The organism is uncultured Porphyromonas sp., from assembly GCF_938039215.1.
GTDB lineage: Bacteria > Bacteroidota > Bacteroidia > Bacteroidales > Porphyromonadaceae > Porphyromonas.
The window spans coordinates 1-15,294 of sequence record NZ_CALHVI010000020.1 but is presented as its reverse complement, the minus strand read 5'-3'; the positions used below and the strand labels follow the sequence as shown (position 1 = coordinate 15,294).

Sequence of the window (15,294 nt, the reverse complement as noted above, 5' to 3'; positions counted from 1 at the left end):
CTACCCTCCACTAGGCCTGCCCCCTTATCTCCACAAGATCTCACAGTCCTCTACAAGGACTGCCAAGCAGGAAGAGTCGCCGACAAGGCGACTTTTTCATTTAGGGCGACGGAGGGAAGGTATTTTCAGAGATAAATATCTATCTTTGTGGAGGCGTTGTGCTTGGCACGCAAAGATCTGTGTGCGTCGTGTCAGGCTTAAAAGGGAATCGAGTGCGAATCTCGAACAGTCCCGCTGCTGTATGTGCATCATACCGCTCCCTACTGAGGATCTTCGGATCCGGCCACTGGAGGTTCTGTGTCTCTGGGAAGGATGGTAGGAAGACAGGGTGCATGAGTCAGAAGACCTGCAATGCCTTTTCAAATGCTTCGAGGAAAGCTACAAGTGTGGGTCCCCTGCGCTTGGAATTTATTCCCCAAAGAGGATGTCCGCTCTTTTGAATCAAGTGGGCAACCGGTAGTTATTTGCCGTAATAATTTAGTGGATATGCCTCAGGTGGCGTCCAAGACGGTGGGGAAGCTCGCTGGTCAGGACTCCTTCCTGAGGCTTATTCGTTCGAGCAATTATCACTCCATCGGTTAAACCTCACCCCCTACTTCCCATCTAACCTCCCCGAAGGGTACAGCCCACAGTAGAGGTGCCGCTAGAGCACCCCGTCCGATGCCTAGGTGGCATCAGTGAAGTACCCTCGCCCCTATCTACGCCCCTACCCTGAGGGTAAGCGAAGGGGCTAGATCTGTATCCCTAGGCGGCTCTTTCCCCAGCCTCCTTGGGCAGCCCTATGGACAGTAAATAAGAATAGATATATCCATACAAGCTATTTATCAATCATGACACGTCGACGACTTCTCACGTCTTACCTTAGCCTACTCCTCTCGGGAGCAGGTGTGGCGCTCTTCTCCTCATGCAAGGGCGAGCAAAGCCAACAAATGGGTGCTCAAGGACCTCAAGAGCTACCCGTCCGAACCCTCTCCTCGGGCGACTTCTCCGCTGACAACAGCTATCCCGCTGTCATACGAGGCGAGGACGATGCGGAGATCCGCCCTAAGATCTCGGGCTTCATCACTAAGGTCTTCATCACCGAGGGACAAAGTGTCCGTGCAGGTCAGCCCCTCTTCCAGCTCGACGACGTGACCTATCGTGCTGCCGTCGCCCAAGCTTCGGCAAGCCTCTCCGCCGCCCAAGCTTCGCTGGCTACCGCCCAACTCAATCATCGCAATAGCCAAGACCTCTTAGCGAAGAACATCATCAGTGCAAGCAACTTCGAGGAAGTGTCCAACGCCCTCAAGAGCGCTGAGGCTAATGTCGCCGTCGCCAAAGCAGCCCTCACCTCCGCCCGTGAGAACCTCTCCTTATGCACCGTCACAAGCCCCGTCTCTGGAGTCGTAGGCTCGATCAACTACCGCATAGGGAATCTCGTCAGCCCTCAGAGCACTTTGCCCCTGACGCAGGTATCCAACACCCGTCAGGCCTATGTCTACTTCTCCGTCTCTGAGCGTGAGCTTCAGACCCTCACGGGAGGAGCGAGCGTATCCACAGGGAGCCTACCGAAGGTACGTCTTCGCCTATCCGATGGTAGCACCTACCCTGCCGAAGGCACGATCCAAGGAGTCAGCGGTGTCGTCGACAAGACGACGGGAGCGATCACCCTACGTGTTGACTTCCCCAATGCTGAAGGTCGTCTACGTAGCGGCTCCACGGGGACGATCCTTGTACCCACCCAAACCCAAGGTGCTATCCTCGTGCCTCAGACAGCGACAGTAGAGATGCTGCACAAGAAGTTCGTCTATACCGTCGACAAGGACGGCAAGCTCACGTTCACGGAGATCACCGTCAGCCCCGTAGACGATGGGCAGAGCTACACTGTCACCAGTGGGCTCAAGGCAGGAGACCGCATCCTCGTAGCAGGTACCACGGGGGTCAAGGAGGGCGAGACGATCAAGCCCCTCTCCGAAGAGGCTTATGCCAAGCAACAAGAAGCGATACGCCAGCAGATGATGGGCAAGGGCGCTGCCGCTGAGAAGCACTAAGCCCCGCCCCAACAGCAAGCATACAGAGCAATGAATTTCAACCGGTTTATTACCCGCCCCGTGCTGTCGACGGTGATCTCCATCATCATCGTCATCCTCGGGATCATCGGGCTCATACAGCTGCCCATCGAGCAGTACCCCAACCTCGCCCCTCCCACCGTCCAAGTCTCCACAGCCTACGCTGGGGCAGACGCACAGACGGTACTGAACTCCGTCATCATCCCCCTTGAAGAGCAGATCAACGGGGTCGAGGGTATGACCTACATGACCTCCACGGCTACCAACTCAGGGGGAGCTTCGATCACCGTCTACTTCAAGGAGGGCACCGACCCCGACATGGCTGCCGTAAATGTGCAGAACCGTGTACAGCAGGCTCAATCCCTTCTTCCCGCAGATGTCGTACGTGTCGGTGTGACGACGCAGAAGCGTCAGTCCAGTATGCTCCTCGTCTACTCCCTGACGAGTAAGGATGGGCGCTACGACTCACAGTTCCTGGCGAACTATGCCGACATCAATATCCTGCCCGCACTGAAGCGAGTGCCTGGTGTAGGCTCAGCCAACACCTTCAGCCAAGGCACCTACGCCATGCGCCTCTGGCTCGATCCCGACAAGATGCGAGCCTTCTCCCTCATCCCCAGCGATGTCTCGGCGATACTCTCGGCACAGAACTTCGAGGCTGCCCCTGGTAGTCTCGGCGAATCTGGCAACCGCACCTATGAGTATTCACTCCGCTACAAGGGTCGTCTGAAGAGCATCACCGAGTACGAGGACATCATACTCAAGTCCGATGCCTCGGGTAATATCATCCGCCTGAAGGATGTAGCGAAGATCGAACTGGGCTCACTCAGCTACAGCAGTAATTCCCTCTCTAATGGCAACCCAGCCATCACAGGGATGGTCTCACAGATCGCAGGCTCTAATGCCAACGACATCGTCACAGCGATTAAGGCCGAGATCAAGGAGCTCGAGAAGGACATCCCTCCAGGCATGGAGATGACCTATGTACTTGACGTGACAGACTTCCTCTATGCCTCCATATGGCACGTCATCCAGACCCTCCTCGAAGCCTTCCTTCTCGTCTTTATCGTCGTCTATATCTTCCTTCAGGACTTCCGCAGCACGCTCATCCCTGCCATCGCAGTACCCGTCTCGCTCATCGGGACCTTCTTCTTCCTCCAGATCTTCGGCTTCTCGCTGAACCTCCTCACGCTATCGGCGCTCGTACTAGCCATTGCTATCGTCGTGGATGATGCCATCGTCGTCGTCGAGGCTGTACATGCCAAGCTCGATGAAGGCTACGACTCCGCCCGAACGGCTAGCATGGACGCTATGCACGAGATCTCGGGAGCGATCATCTCGATCACCCTTGTCATGGCAGCCGTCTTCGTACCCGTGTCATTCATCTCTGGGATCAGCGGTACCTTCTACCGAGAGTTCGGAGTGACGATGGCTGTCTCGATCGTCATCTCCGCCGTCAATGCACTGACGCTGAGTCCTACACTCTGCGCCCTCCTGCTCAAGCCACACAAGGGGCACGAGGGGAAGAAGCTCAGCTTCATTGATCGCTTCCATCTGGCCTTCAACGCCGTCTACGAGAATCGTGTTCTTCGCCCCTACCGCAAGGGGGTAGAGTTCTTCGTTCGCCACAAGGTCACCTCGGGTGTCATCGTCCTCGTGAGCATCGTCATCATGGTACTGCTGATGAAGTTCACCAGTAGCGAACTCGTACCTCAGGAGGATACGGGTACGGTGATGGTCACCGTCGCTACCCCTCCAGGCACCAGCCGAGAGAAGACAGAGAAGCTCCTCAAGGATGTCGCCGACGTAGCTAAGGCACAGGATGGTGTCGAGCAAGTCATGAGTATCTCGGGCTTCAGTCTCATAGGTGGCTCGGGCTCAAACTACGGCTCGATGTTCATCCGCATGAAGCCCTTCGGTGAGCGTAAGAGCACGACGAGCGCAGTCGCAGGTAAGCTCTTCGCCTACGGAGCGACGATCAAGGATGCTTCGGTACTAGCGATGACCCCTCCGATGGTCCCTGGCTACGGGATGGCATCAGGCGTATCACTGACGATGCTTGACAAGTCTGGGGGATCGCTGGATAAGTTCTTCGCCGAGACGCAGAAGTTCCTAGCTGCACTCAATGCTCGCCCCGAGGTCGCCTACGCTATGACGCAGTACAATCCCAGCTTCCCCCAGTACGTCATCGACGTAGATGTAGCCGCTACGATGCGTGCAGGCACCACTCCTCAAGCCATCCTATCCACCCTACAGGGCTACTTCGGAGGAATGTACGTAGCGAACTTCAACAGCTACGGTAAGCTCTATCGTGTGCTGCTTCAGTCTTCGCCCGAGCAGCGCCTCAATATCAATGCCCTAAGCAATATCTATATACGTACGGGTACGGGCGAGATGGCTCCGATCACCTCCTTCATCACCACCGAGAAGGTCTATGGTCCTGCGAGCGTGAACCGCTTCAACCTCTACACCTCGATCGATGTGATGGCTTCGCCTGCCCCAGGCTATGCCACGGGAGATGTACTCAAGGCCGTCTCCGAAGTCGCCAGCACGACGCTCTCTGCGGGCTACGGCTACGACTATGCAGGTCTGACTCGTGAGGAGCAGGGAGCTTCGGATACGACGGCGATGATCTTTGCTCTCTGCCTACTCTTCGTCTACCTCATCTTGAGCGCCCAGTACGAGAGCTACCTCCTGCCCTTCTCCGTCATCCTCTCCATCCCCTTCGGTCTAGCAGGAGCCTTCCTCTTCGGCAATATCTTCGGGCACACGAACAATATCTACATGCAGATCGCCCTGATCATGCTCATCGGCCTCTTGGCGAAGAATGCCATCCTCATCGTCGAGTTCGCCCTCGACCGCCGTCGCACGGGTATGGCTCTCACGTGGAGTGCTATCCTGGGGGCTGTGGCTCGTCTTCGCCCGATCTTGATGACCTCGCTGGCGATGATCGTCGGGCTCCTCCCGCTGATGTTCGCTAGCGGTGTCGGTGCCAATGGGAACTCCACGCTCGGGGCAAGTACCGTCGGGGGAATGCTCATCGGGATGATCCTGCAGATCTTCATTGTCCCCGCCCTCTTCGTCGTCTTCCAGAGCCTACAGGAGCGCTTCAAGCCCCTGCGCTTCGACGACATCATCACCTCGAAGCCTTCGGGTGAGGTCCTTCAGTTCTCCAACACTTCCAAGACCACTCCACAAGATGAAGCTCAAGCATAGCCTCCCCCTCCTCGCCCTCAGTCTCACCCTCTCGGGCTGTGGTGTCTATAAGCAGTACCAGCGTCCCACGGTAGATACCTCCGTCTACCGTAGCGACCAGATCGATACGCTGAGTAGCGATACCAGCTCGTTTGGTAAGACACCCTGGCGCACGCTCTTCACCGATGCCTCCCTGCAAGCACTCATAGAGAAGGCGCTCCAGCAGAATGTCGATCTCCTCACGGCTAATCTCTCCGCTCAGCAAGCCGAAGCACAGCTCAAGGCCGCCCGCCTCTCCTTCTTCCCCTCGCTCTCCCTCACCCCTTCGATCTCAGCTAGCAAGACGGAGGATGTGCCCGCAGCCTACAGCTATACCCTCCCCGTACAAGCCAGCTGGCAGGTGGATCTCTTCGGTTCGCTCCTCAATGCTTCACGCTCGACTCAGGCTCAGCTCCTACGAGCCCAAGCCTACCAGCAGCTCGTGCGTAGCCGAGTCATCGCAAATGTGGCGAACAGCTACTACACCCTCGTGATGCTCGACCGTCAGCTCCAGCTCAGTCGCACGGCTGCTACCCTTGCCTCCCACACCCTTGAGGTGATGCAGGCGCAGAAGGACTTCGGCCGCACCATGGAGTCCTCCGTGCAGTCCGCCCGTGCCAACCTCCATCAGGTAGAGGCATCGATCCCCGAGATCGAGCGCCAGATCACCACGACGGAGAATGCCTTGGCTCTTCTGCTCGGAGAGTCGCCCCGTTCCTATAGTCGTTCGACACTTGAAGCGCAAGAGCTCCCCACGAGCGTCGCTGTCGGCATCCCCCTTCAGTTTCTCTCGGCTCGTCCCGATGTACGTGCTGCGGAGATGGCTCTAGCTAGTTGCTACTACCAGACGGGGAGTGCTCGCTCGGCCTTCTACCCCTCGCTGACCATCAGCGGGAATGCCGGCTGGACGGGAGCCCTTGGACAGGCGGTGTCCAATCCGATGAAGTTCATCGCTTCGGCCCTGGGGTCCCTTGCTCAACCCATCTTCGCTCGGGGCAAACTCGTCGCTGGCCTCCGTGTCGCAGAGGCCGAAGAGGAGAAGGCTCGCCTTGCCTTCCAGCAGAGCCTCTACAATGCCGGTGCTGAGGTGAGCAATACCCTTGCACTCTACCAAGCCTCTGAGGCCAAGGTCAAGGCTGAAGCCCTCCAGGTAGAGAGTCTCCAGAAGAATGTAGAGATCGTCGAGACCCTCTTCAAGACGGGGAAGACCTCTTCTTACCTCGAGGTCATCACCGCCCAGCAAGCGCTCCTCCAAGCCCAACTCTCCCAAGTGCGGGATAGCTTCAGCAAGATGCAGGCTGTCGTCAACCTATACAACGCCCTCGGTGGAGGTGCTTACTAAACCGCTATGATCTCAAGCACAATGATCAGTCCACAAGCCTATATAGCTCCTGGTGCCAAGATTGGGGAGCGTGTGAAGATCTACCCCTTCGCCTATATCGAAGACGATGTCGTCGTCGGTGATGACTGCACCATCTATCCCCACGTCAGCCTGATGAACGGCACCCGTATTGGCCAGGGGAATACCATCTATCAGAACGCTGTCCTCGGAGCTTCTCCCCAGGACTTCACCTGGCAGGGAGAGCCCTCGACCCTCATCGTCGGCGACCGCAATGTCATCCGTGAGAATGTCGTCATCAGCCGAGCTTCTCGCAGGGATACCGCCACCCAGATCGGTAGTGAGAACATCCTGATGGAGGGGACCCACATCTCGCACAACTGCCTGATCGGCGATCGCAATGTCTTCGGCTATGCGGTGAAGATCGCCTGTGACTGCACCATCGGATCTAAGGCGATCTTCAGTAGCAACGTCACGGCCAAGCCCCAGTGTCGCATCGGTGATCTGGCGTTCATCCTCACGGGCTGTCGCTTCGGCGAAGACATACCTCCCTACATCACCGTCAAGGACAATCCCGCCGTCTACGCAGGTATCCATGCCGGGATGCTCTCCAAGGCTGGGGGCATCGACGAGCGTACTCAGCGGCACCTTGCCATGGCCTATCGCCTCGTCTTCAACGGGAAGATCAGCCTCTATGATGCCATTCTTCAGATCAAGGAGCAGGTACCCGACGGCCCTGAGGTTCGCCACGTCATCGAGTTCCTCAGCTCCTCGAAGTCCCTCATCATGAAGTGATCCATCTCCCTCAGGTAGTCTAGCCGAGTCCCCCAAGTCCCAGCCCTTCGCTACCCGCCTTCCCTGCGGAGAAATAGCAAGGTCCCGCCCCGACGACTTCGTCGGAGCGGGACCTATTCTTTTGCCCATATCAGCTTTTGAAGTACCCTGTTAATCCTCCTAGTTCTTCAACTAATCCAATTCATAGGAAAAGAGAAAAAGCGTCATACATCATTAAGAGTCAGACGTTGATCAGGAGATATATCCTTTCCATGTGATATAGATATCTCCCAAAGGGAGAAGCAGGGAGAAGATGTATCAAATGCTATCTCTTTGCAGGGAGAAGCTTACTTAGACGATTTGCCACTGGAGTCTCAAAGTAGCGGTTTACGAGGATTCCTGCTATGATAGCTCCTACTAAGCTGATCACGAGACGTAACTCCCATGGAGTTGTAGGAGCAAAATACTCGAGCCCCTTCTTTACCGAGAGGATCACTAGGTTATGCACCATGTAGAAGCTAAAACTGACCTGACCCAGATAGATGAGCCATTTCTTGCTAAGCAACTCTGGAATCCCGTCTTTCTCTCCACTCTTAGAGGCAAGAGCAAATAGGAATATCGTGAGGAAGCTAGGTAGGTAGAAGAGGATCACACACCTGAGGTGCGTAAAGTCAAGTATCAAATAGAAGAGAGCTACAGCATACAAGACAAAAGGAAGAAGTTCGATCCCCCAGCGAAACACAGCAGGCAGGCGAGACCACTTCTGCTCCCAACCATACTCCAGAGCACTTTGATAGCAACGAAAAGCAATCATCCCCAATAGGAAATCGAGCATGCGGCTAGCAGGCGAGAAATACCAGTATGCATTCGTATTCGTGGGTTCATAGACAGCGGCTAAGACATGGAGCCCTATGCTGATCCCAGCAAGAAGCAGGAGAAGGCTGCGTGTCTTGAACCGTGCAACGAAAGGATAGACAGCATAGAAAATGACCAAGACCGATAGGCACCAAGCCACACCATTACCTTCAATATGCTCAATCGGCAACCACTGCAGTAGCAAAGCATTTCCCAGCAGAGGTAGAGGATATATGGCACTACTTCCCCAGGCTCCATAGGCTAGGATAATCCATGCACCTAGACACAGAAGATGTAGGGGCCATAGACGAATGAGACGCTTGAACATGAAGTCCTTCCACCGAAAGGAAGCCTCTTGCACACGCTTCTCATAGCCAATACTCATAACGAAACCACTGAGTACAATAAAGAAGGAAACGCCCATAGGCCCCGCACCGTGGAGGAGGCTAGTCTGTTCCGCATTTACAGGGAAGTGCTCCACAAAAACAAACAGCGCAAAGATGAAGCGTAAAGCTTGTAGAGAAGTGATCATATTAGCTTTCGTTGAAAGGAAATTTACTCTTAAATTGGCGCTAATATACGTCAAAGTCCTGGAAGCTGCCCCTCAAGAATAATCCCAGAGCTAACGCATAACAACACAATCTTCCTCTAATCACTCCTCCCTAATAAAGGGCTCCAGCAGGAGGTCAGACAGGTCAAGAAACCTCCACATCTATGTCCGTTCTCCAACCGCATCCATCCTTCAGCTCTCCCCATCGCCACTGCCCGCTTGCTGAGCGGGCTAGCGCACCCCCAAAAACAACCCTACCGTAGGTCGCAAGAAAAATCCACTGTGGGTCGCCTTGACGACCCACGGTAGGTCGTCGAAGCGACCTACTGTAGGTTTTTTCGGCGACCCACCATAGGTCACTTTTCACTCCTTCCTCAGAGCCTACCCTAAAGGGATAAAGTAGCCCACCTCTTCGACCCAAGAAAGTCTTAGCTCAGGGCTACGGAGCGAAGCCGATGCTTATCTCGGGGGAAATCTCGACCTTTGCAGGGACAAAAGGAGGGGAGCATACGTACTCCCTTCGCCTCATCATCACCCGCCGTTTATATGAAACATCTGATCATGACCCTCATCTCCTCCCTGGGCCTTTGCTCGGGATCTGCTACCGACGAGCCTATCCAGCTCCTTGCCCCTAAGGCCTTCATCGCTGCTGCTCAGGCAGACAGCACCGCTGTCATCCTAGACGTTCGCCGTCCTGCCGAATTTGCCGAAGGTCACCTGAAGGGAGCTATCCTCCTGGACTGGCTGAGCGAAAAGACCTTCATCGAAGGACTCGAGAAGCTCGACAAAGAGCGCACCCACTACGTCTATTGCCGCAGTGGCAAGCGTAGCCACGCTGCCGCCACGCTGATGCAGTCCCGTGGCTTCAAGATCGTCGAGATGGAAGGAGGTTACCTAAATTGGGTATCCGAAGGACTTCCCGTAGAGAAATAACCCCGCACCCTTAGACTCCAGATGATCAAGATCTATGGGATGGCCTCCTGCCCCGATTGTACCCATGTCTGGGAGCAAGTCCAAGGGGATGCACGCTACGAGGTCATCGACTTTGGGCTCAGTGTACGGGAGCTGAAAGCTTTCCTCAAACTAAGAGATGAGCTCACGCTCTTCAATGAAGCTAAGAAGCGAGGAGCCGTGGGCATCCCTTGCTTCGTCCTCGAAGATGGCTCCGTGACGCTCTCTCCCGAAGAGGCGGGACTGCAGAGTCGTCCGCCCCAAGAAGGCGCCACCTGTAGCCTCGATGGCTCGGGGTGCTAAGCATCTAGATCGCCTCATCCGCTGGATGGGGCGATCTTCTTTTATCCTCTCCACGCTTGTAGGTAGATGACTTCGTAGTCCCACGGGCGGGATCTACCTATATGTAGGGAAATTTGGAATTTACGAATCAGGAGCATCGCATTTACGTACTTTTGCATATCCCTTCTACTTCAGGAGGTCTTCCCCCGGTCATACCCTCTCAAAGCTAAGAGAAGCGGGGTATGACCCTTCATTATACTGATGACTTCATGATATCCAGACATCTATCCTTCATGCTCGTACTGGGAAGTATGAGCTTACCCGCCCTAGCACAGACCGAGGCTATCGACCGCACCCTCGATGGGGTCACTGTCGTCGGGACACGTATGCCCGAGGTCAAGCAGAATGCAGCTGCTAGCATCACCATCATCTCAGCCAAGCAGATCCAAGAGATGAGCCAGATCTTACCTGACATGCAGGCGATCGTCGGCTACTTCGTCCCTGGCGTACCTCCCACGGGGAACTCCGTCAACGAGCGCTACAATACCCTCCGAGGGCGTAGCATCCTCGTCCTCATCGACGGCATCCCTCAGTCCACCCCGCTCCGTGCTACTAGCCGAGACCTACGCACCATTGATCCCTCCGCCGTCGAGCGTATCGAGGTGATCAAGGGCGCTACAGCGATCTTCGGGAACGGGGCCAATGGGGGGATCATCAACATCATCACCAAGCAGAACAAGGAGCATCGCCCCCTAGGCGGGATGGCGACCCTTGCCTATACCGATCACAACTTCTTCAAGACTTCGGAGAAGACCTCAGGCTACCGAGCCGGCGGTCAGATCTATGGCGAGGTAGGAGACTTCAGCTATCTAGCTAGCGGTACCTTCACTCAGACAGGCTCGCCTATCAGCGCTGGTGGTGTCTACCTCTCACCACGCTACGGGCTGGGAGACACGAAGAGTCTGAATGCTCTGGTGAAGTTCGGCTATGCCTTCAGTGAGCGTACCCACCTCGAGGCGATGTACAATCTCTTCCGCTCCGAGCAGCAGAGCCCGCTCATCGCTTCGGGAGGGAAGTACCTCGTATCGCCCCGTATCGGTGTGCCAGGGAAACAACCTGCAGAAGCCATCCCTGAAGGGATACCCCACAACCACAACGCCTATATCAAGCTGACCTCTCAGGAGCTATTCAGCCACACAGACCTCGAAGTATCGCTCTTCGCTCGTGGTGTCAAGGTCGTCACCGACTACCGCAAGCACAATCCTAAGAGCCCTCGCTGGGAGGAGACCAGTGGACAGGCACTGACCAAGGCGCTACAGACGGGTGCACGGGCACAGCTCCTCTCCCGCCTTCGTCTAGCCAGTGAGACGACCCTCCATCTCCTCTATGGCGTAGACTTCCTCCTCGACAAGACCAGCCAACCACTCGTCGACGGAAGATACTGGGTACCCGAACTCAAGGCGTATAACTATGCGCCCTTCGCCCAAGGGAAGCTGAATCTGGCCGATCACTTCACCCTCAAGGCTGGTGCACGCTACGACTGGATCAATGTCCAAGTCCCCGACTACGACGTACTGCGTGTACGTAAGACAGACCCTCAGATACACGTCTCTGGCGGGACCCTACGCTATCGCAATCTGTCGGTGAATGCTGGGCTGACCTACAACGGACTGCACTCATTCCAGCCCTACTTCGCCTACTCCCAAGGCTTCTCTATCTATGACCTAGGGCGCACCCTACGCTCAGCTAAGTCCGATGTCCTCGGTAAGATCGAGACCGACCCCGTACGCACGCACAACTATGAACTGGGCTTCTACTCTCCTCTGGAGCATCTCTTCGGTGAGGGGACACGCCTAGATCTCCAGGGAGCTGTCTACTATACCTATGCTGCCCTCGGGAGCGACCTCAAGAGTGAGAGTGGCTTCTGGGTCGTAGACCGATCCCCCCAGCGTATCCTAGGCGTCGAGCTCTCTGCTGATGCCACGCTCAGCCCTAAGCTCTCTGTAGGAGCTACCTTCTCTGCTCTGGAGGGATACAAGGAGACGAGTAAGGGAGCTTGGTCTACCTACATGTCTGGGCAGTCCATCCCTCCTCTGAAGGTCACCGCTCATGTGACCTACCGTCCGATCCAGGAGCTATCCCTTCGACTCTACGGACTACATACGGGGCGGCGTGCTCGGTTCGCCCCTGCCACCCCAGGAGGGAATGACTACCAAGAGGCCGAAGGTCCCGTCCAGCCCGTCACCCTCGTAAGTGGACAGGCTAGCTATGCTCTAGGACACTTCACCCTCGGGGTAGGGGTAGAGAACCTCCTCAACACGAGCTACTACCCCGTCCAGTCACAGCTCGTCGCCCGTGATGCTGAGTACGTCCAGGGAAATGGGCGTATGACGACCCTCTCCCTCAGCTACCGCTTCTAGCATACTTCATATACGCCGTGGGGCAGTCTCCTCCAGCTGGAGACTGCCCCACGGCGTGTATATATGGGTCGGGAGAGAAGGGTCTACTCCGAGTCGATGACTTGGAACTCCGTGCGCCGATTGAGCTGATCGCAGATCGCCTGTTCCTCGGGAGAAGAGAGCTGGGCGATGAAGTCCTCCGTCAGCGTGCTCCCTGCTGCGAGGAAGGGATAAGCCTCTGCCGTCCGTCGGGAGACGACATAGGGGCGGGACTTCCCATAGCCCTCTGCTCGGAGGCGCTCTGGTGCGATCCCAAGCTCGGTAAGGTAGCGGACGACCGCTTCGGCTCGGCGCTGGGAGAGACGAAGGTTGTAGCCCGCAGGTCCATGGCGGTCAGTATGGGAGAGGAGGCGGATAGACACCTCGGGATTGTCGGTGAGGAGCTTGTAGAGCGACCGAAGTGCGGGCTCACTCTCGGGCAAGACTTCTGCCCTATCGAAGGCATAGTGCACCTCCCTCAGTTGCTCAACAGCGACACGAGAGGCGAGGTAGAACTCCACCGAATAAGTTTCGCTCTCCCCACTTGGATCGGTGCTGAGACGCACATACTGATTGAGGTAGTTCGGAGCAGAGGCCAGCATGACATACTCCATAGCTGAGCGGGCAGGGAGACGGAAGGCTCCCTCCCCATCCGTCGTGACTACTCGCTCCATCTCCTCGGCATGATTGCCCACCAAATGGATCGTAGCTCCTCGGATAGGCTCACCCTCCCGATCGAGGACGAGCCCCATGATCGTCGTCGTGACCTTCGCCCTACGGAACTCATACAGATGCGGGCGACCCCGAGCATCGTCCCTTGCTGAGGCGAAAAGTCCCACTTCGGCAAGGTCTTCACCTTCCCCACGAGGCCACGCATCGGGGACGGGGCTAGGGGCAAAGGCTAGGTCATCCGAAGGGCTATTGATCGGGGCAGGAAGAGCTGTCACCCGATACACACCTTCGGGGGATAAGACCGCCCGATAGATATCGAGCCCGCCCAGCCCGCTAGGTCTATCCGACGAGAAGTAAAGGATGCTGTCCGACACGGCATAGGGGAAGAGTTCGTCCCCCGAGGTATTGACTTCAGCGCCTAGAGGGAAGGGCTCTCCGACACGCCCGCCATCGAGGCGCACTTGATAGAGGTCTTTACCCCCTCGTCCTCCTGGGGCATCACTGACGAAGAAGAGCACATGCCCCGACGGGCTCACCGAAGGATGAGCCACGAGGATCGTGCTGTCGGCGAAGAGACGGAGCTCCCGACCTCCTCGCCACTCACCCCGCTCCCCTTGCTCCGAGACATAGATCTTCGGGACATTGCGCCTTCCCCGATCGAAGCCGACCATGCTGTAGTAGAGCCTTCTCCCATCAGGGCTGAGGCTTGGCGCACCCTGCTCTACTCTCGGAAGGCTCAGCCCCCTGAGGCTATCGGGACGCACCGCCCACGACCCATCGGCACGCTGGCTAAGAGAATAGAGCGCTCCTAGGGGTTCACCCGTCACAGGCGAATCGTCCTTCTTCGCTCCGTAGCGCCTTCTATTGCTTCCGAAGATGAGGGTCTTCCCATCTGCGCTGTACGTGACCCCATAGTCGCTGTAGGCTGAGCGAAGAGGCTCGAAGGGGAGCACTTCATAGGGAGAAGTCTCCACTTGCTCCGCCATCGAGGCCAGCTCGGTGGATAAGCGTACCCGATCTAGGGGCTCTCGAAGTAGGCTGTCGGGGATATGTAGGCGCTCTGCGGCCCTCAGGAGGTTCTGCGCCGCAGCGTAGTGCCTTGCCTCTAGGGCTACGATCCCCGCTTCGTAGGCAAAGTGCCCTTTATCCCCCGCCTTCTTACGTGGAGTGCTCGCATACAGACGCTTATAGAGCTGCTCGGCACGATGGTATGCCCCAGCACGCTTCGCCTCCTCAGCCTCACGCAGCACCGAAGGGGCACACGAGGCGAGGAGGAAGATGAGGAAGAGGGCATGCAGTCCGTGACGAAGCGAGGGCATGTGGATGTAGAGACTAAGGGATGTGGATAAGCTTGTGCATCTGTAGGCTCAGTTGCCATTCGGGATGCTCTAGGACGTACTTCACACAGAGCTCTACCGCCTCACGGTCGACATCGCCCTGCGTCTCTCCGACGAAGATCGGACTCACGAGGTACGCCCCCGCAGGAGGAAGGTCGCTGATGGCAGGAGGGAGATCTACATCACGACCGATCGGGAAACGGAATTCCCCCACGCCCTCGGGGAAGTTCTGGTGCAGGAGGCGCATTGCCTCTCTTTTGGGGCTACAGGTGATGTAGTCCAGCCCACGAGGGGGGCGGCGTGTGCCGTTGGTCTCGATGGACTGATAGTAGCCGAGTGCCTTGAAGTAGGCGACGACCTCATCGGTGAGCTGGAGGGTGGGTTCTCCGCCCGTCCAGATGATGCGTCTTCCTGGATAGACGGCGATGGTATCACGGATCTCCTCCAGAGTCATCTCGACTCCCGAGTCAAACTCTGTATCACAGAAGCTACAGCGGAGGTTGCATCGGCTCAGGCGGATGAAGATGGAGGCCTTCCCCATGTGTACCCCTTCGCCCTGCAGGCTGTAGAATATCTCATTGACAAGCATAGTATTCTTTTCGTTCATCGTAGACAAAGATACGACGACTCCCCCAGCCCTTACGTCCCAAGGCCTACGCCCCTCCCTCCCGAAGACTAGGAACAGCTGGCTCTTCTCCCCTTGCTCCACCCGCTACGCCACCGCCCTAAAGCATCCCCAAAATACGACCCACGGTAGGTCGCCAAGAAAACCTACTGTGGGTCGCATCGACGACCTACGGTAGGTCGGTCGACC

At 56.6% G+C, this 15,294-nt stretch carries 10 protein-coding genes and 1 riboswitch; of the genes, 7 read left to right on the top strand and 3 right to left on the bottom strand.

Annotated elements, in window-relative coordinates:
* Positions 1 to 139 precede the first annotated feature (139 nt).
* Positions 140 to 369: riboswitch (cobalamin riboswitch) on the top strand.
* 461 nt (positions 370 to 830) lie between these two features.
* From Q0336_RS02450 to lpxA, 4 genes are read left to right on the top strand one after another with little or no spacing between them, the layout of a single operon-like run.
* On the top strand, positions 831 to 2,030 hold the full coding sequence (locus Q0336_RS02450; RefSeq protein WP_298525240.1) for an efflux RND transporter periplasmic adaptor subunit: 1,200 nt from the start codon (positions 831 to 833) through the stop codon (positions 2,028 to 2,030).
* 30 nt (positions 2,031 to 2,060) lie between these two features.
* Positions 2,061 to 5,264, top strand: coding sequence for an efflux RND transporter permease subunit (locus tag Q0336_RS02445; RefSeq protein ID WP_298525237.1), 3,204 nt, complete (start codon positions 2,061 to 2,063; stop codon positions 5,262 to 5,264).
* Positions 5,248 to 6,624: an efflux transporter outer membrane subunit gene (locus Q0336_RS02440; RefSeq protein WP_298525234.1), complete on the top strand. Its 1,377-nt coding sequence runs from the start codon at positions 5,248 to 5,250 to the stop codon at positions 6,622 to 6,624. The genes Q0336_RS02445 and Q0336_RS02440 overlap by 17 nt, the downstream gene beginning before the upstream one ends.
* 21 nt (positions 6,625 to 6,645) lie before the next feature.
* Entirely contained in the window at positions 6,646 to 7,416 is a 771-nt protein-coding gene (lpxA, locus tag Q0336_RS02435) for an acyl-ACP--UDP-N-acetylglucosamine O-acyltransferase (RefSeq protein WP_298525231.1), read from the top strand.
* A gap of 304 nt (positions 7,417 to 7,720) precedes the next feature.
* Here the strand turns inward: lpxA and Q0336_RS02430 are convergent, their stop codons facing one another.
* Positions 7,721 to 8,782, bottom strand: a complete 1,062-nt coding sequence (locus Q0336_RS02430; protein ID WP_298525228.1) for an acyltransferase — start codon at positions 8,780 to 8,782, stop codon at positions 7,721 to 7,723.
* A 564-nt stretch (positions 8,783 to 9,346) separates the two neighbouring features.
* Here Q0336_RS02430 and Q0336_RS02425 point away from each other — a divergent pair.
* From Q0336_RS02425 to Q0336_RS02415, 3 genes are all read left to right on the top strand, one after another.
* Positions 9,347 to 9,733 carry a rhodanese-like domain-containing protein gene (locus tag Q0336_RS02425; protein ID WP_298525225.1) on the top strand — a complete coding sequence of 129 codons (387 nt, stop codon included), beginning with the start codon at positions 9,347 to 9,349 and terminating at the stop codon, positions 9,731 to 9,733.
* A gap of 21 nt (positions 9,734 to 9,754) precedes the next feature.
* Positions 9,755 to 10,054, top strand: coding sequence for a glutaredoxin-related protein (locus Q0336_RS02420; protein WP_298525222.1), 300 nt, complete (start codon positions 9,755 to 9,757; stop codon positions 10,052 to 10,054).
* Positions 10,055 to 10,302: 248 nt separating this feature from the next.
* Positions 10,303 to 12,453: a TonB-dependent receptor gene (locus Q0336_RS02415; protein ID WP_298525220.1), complete on the top strand. Its 2,151-nt coding sequence runs from the start codon at positions 10,303 to 10,305 to the stop codon at positions 12,451 to 12,453.
* Between the two features lie 83 nt (positions 12,454 to 12,536).
* Here the strand turns inward: Q0336_RS02415 and Q0336_RS02410 are convergent, their stop codons facing one another.
* Together Q0336_RS02410 and Q0336_RS02405 are read right to left on the bottom strand one after the other, a co-directional pair.
* Positions 12,537 to 14,462 (bottom strand): OmpA family protein, encoded by a 1,926-nt coding sequence (locus Q0336_RS02410; protein ID WP_298525217.1) that lies wholly within the window; start codon positions 14,460 to 14,462, stop codon positions 12,537 to 12,539.
* A 13-nt stretch (positions 14,463 to 14,475) separates the two neighbouring features.
* Positions 14,476 to 15,069: a 7-carboxy-7-deazaguanine synthase QueE gene (locus Q0336_RS02405; protein ID WP_298525441.1), complete on the bottom strand. Its 594-nt coding sequence runs from the start codon at positions 15,067 to 15,069 to the stop codon at positions 14,476 to 14,478.
* Between the last annotated feature and the right edge of the window lie 225 nt (positions 15,070 to 15,294).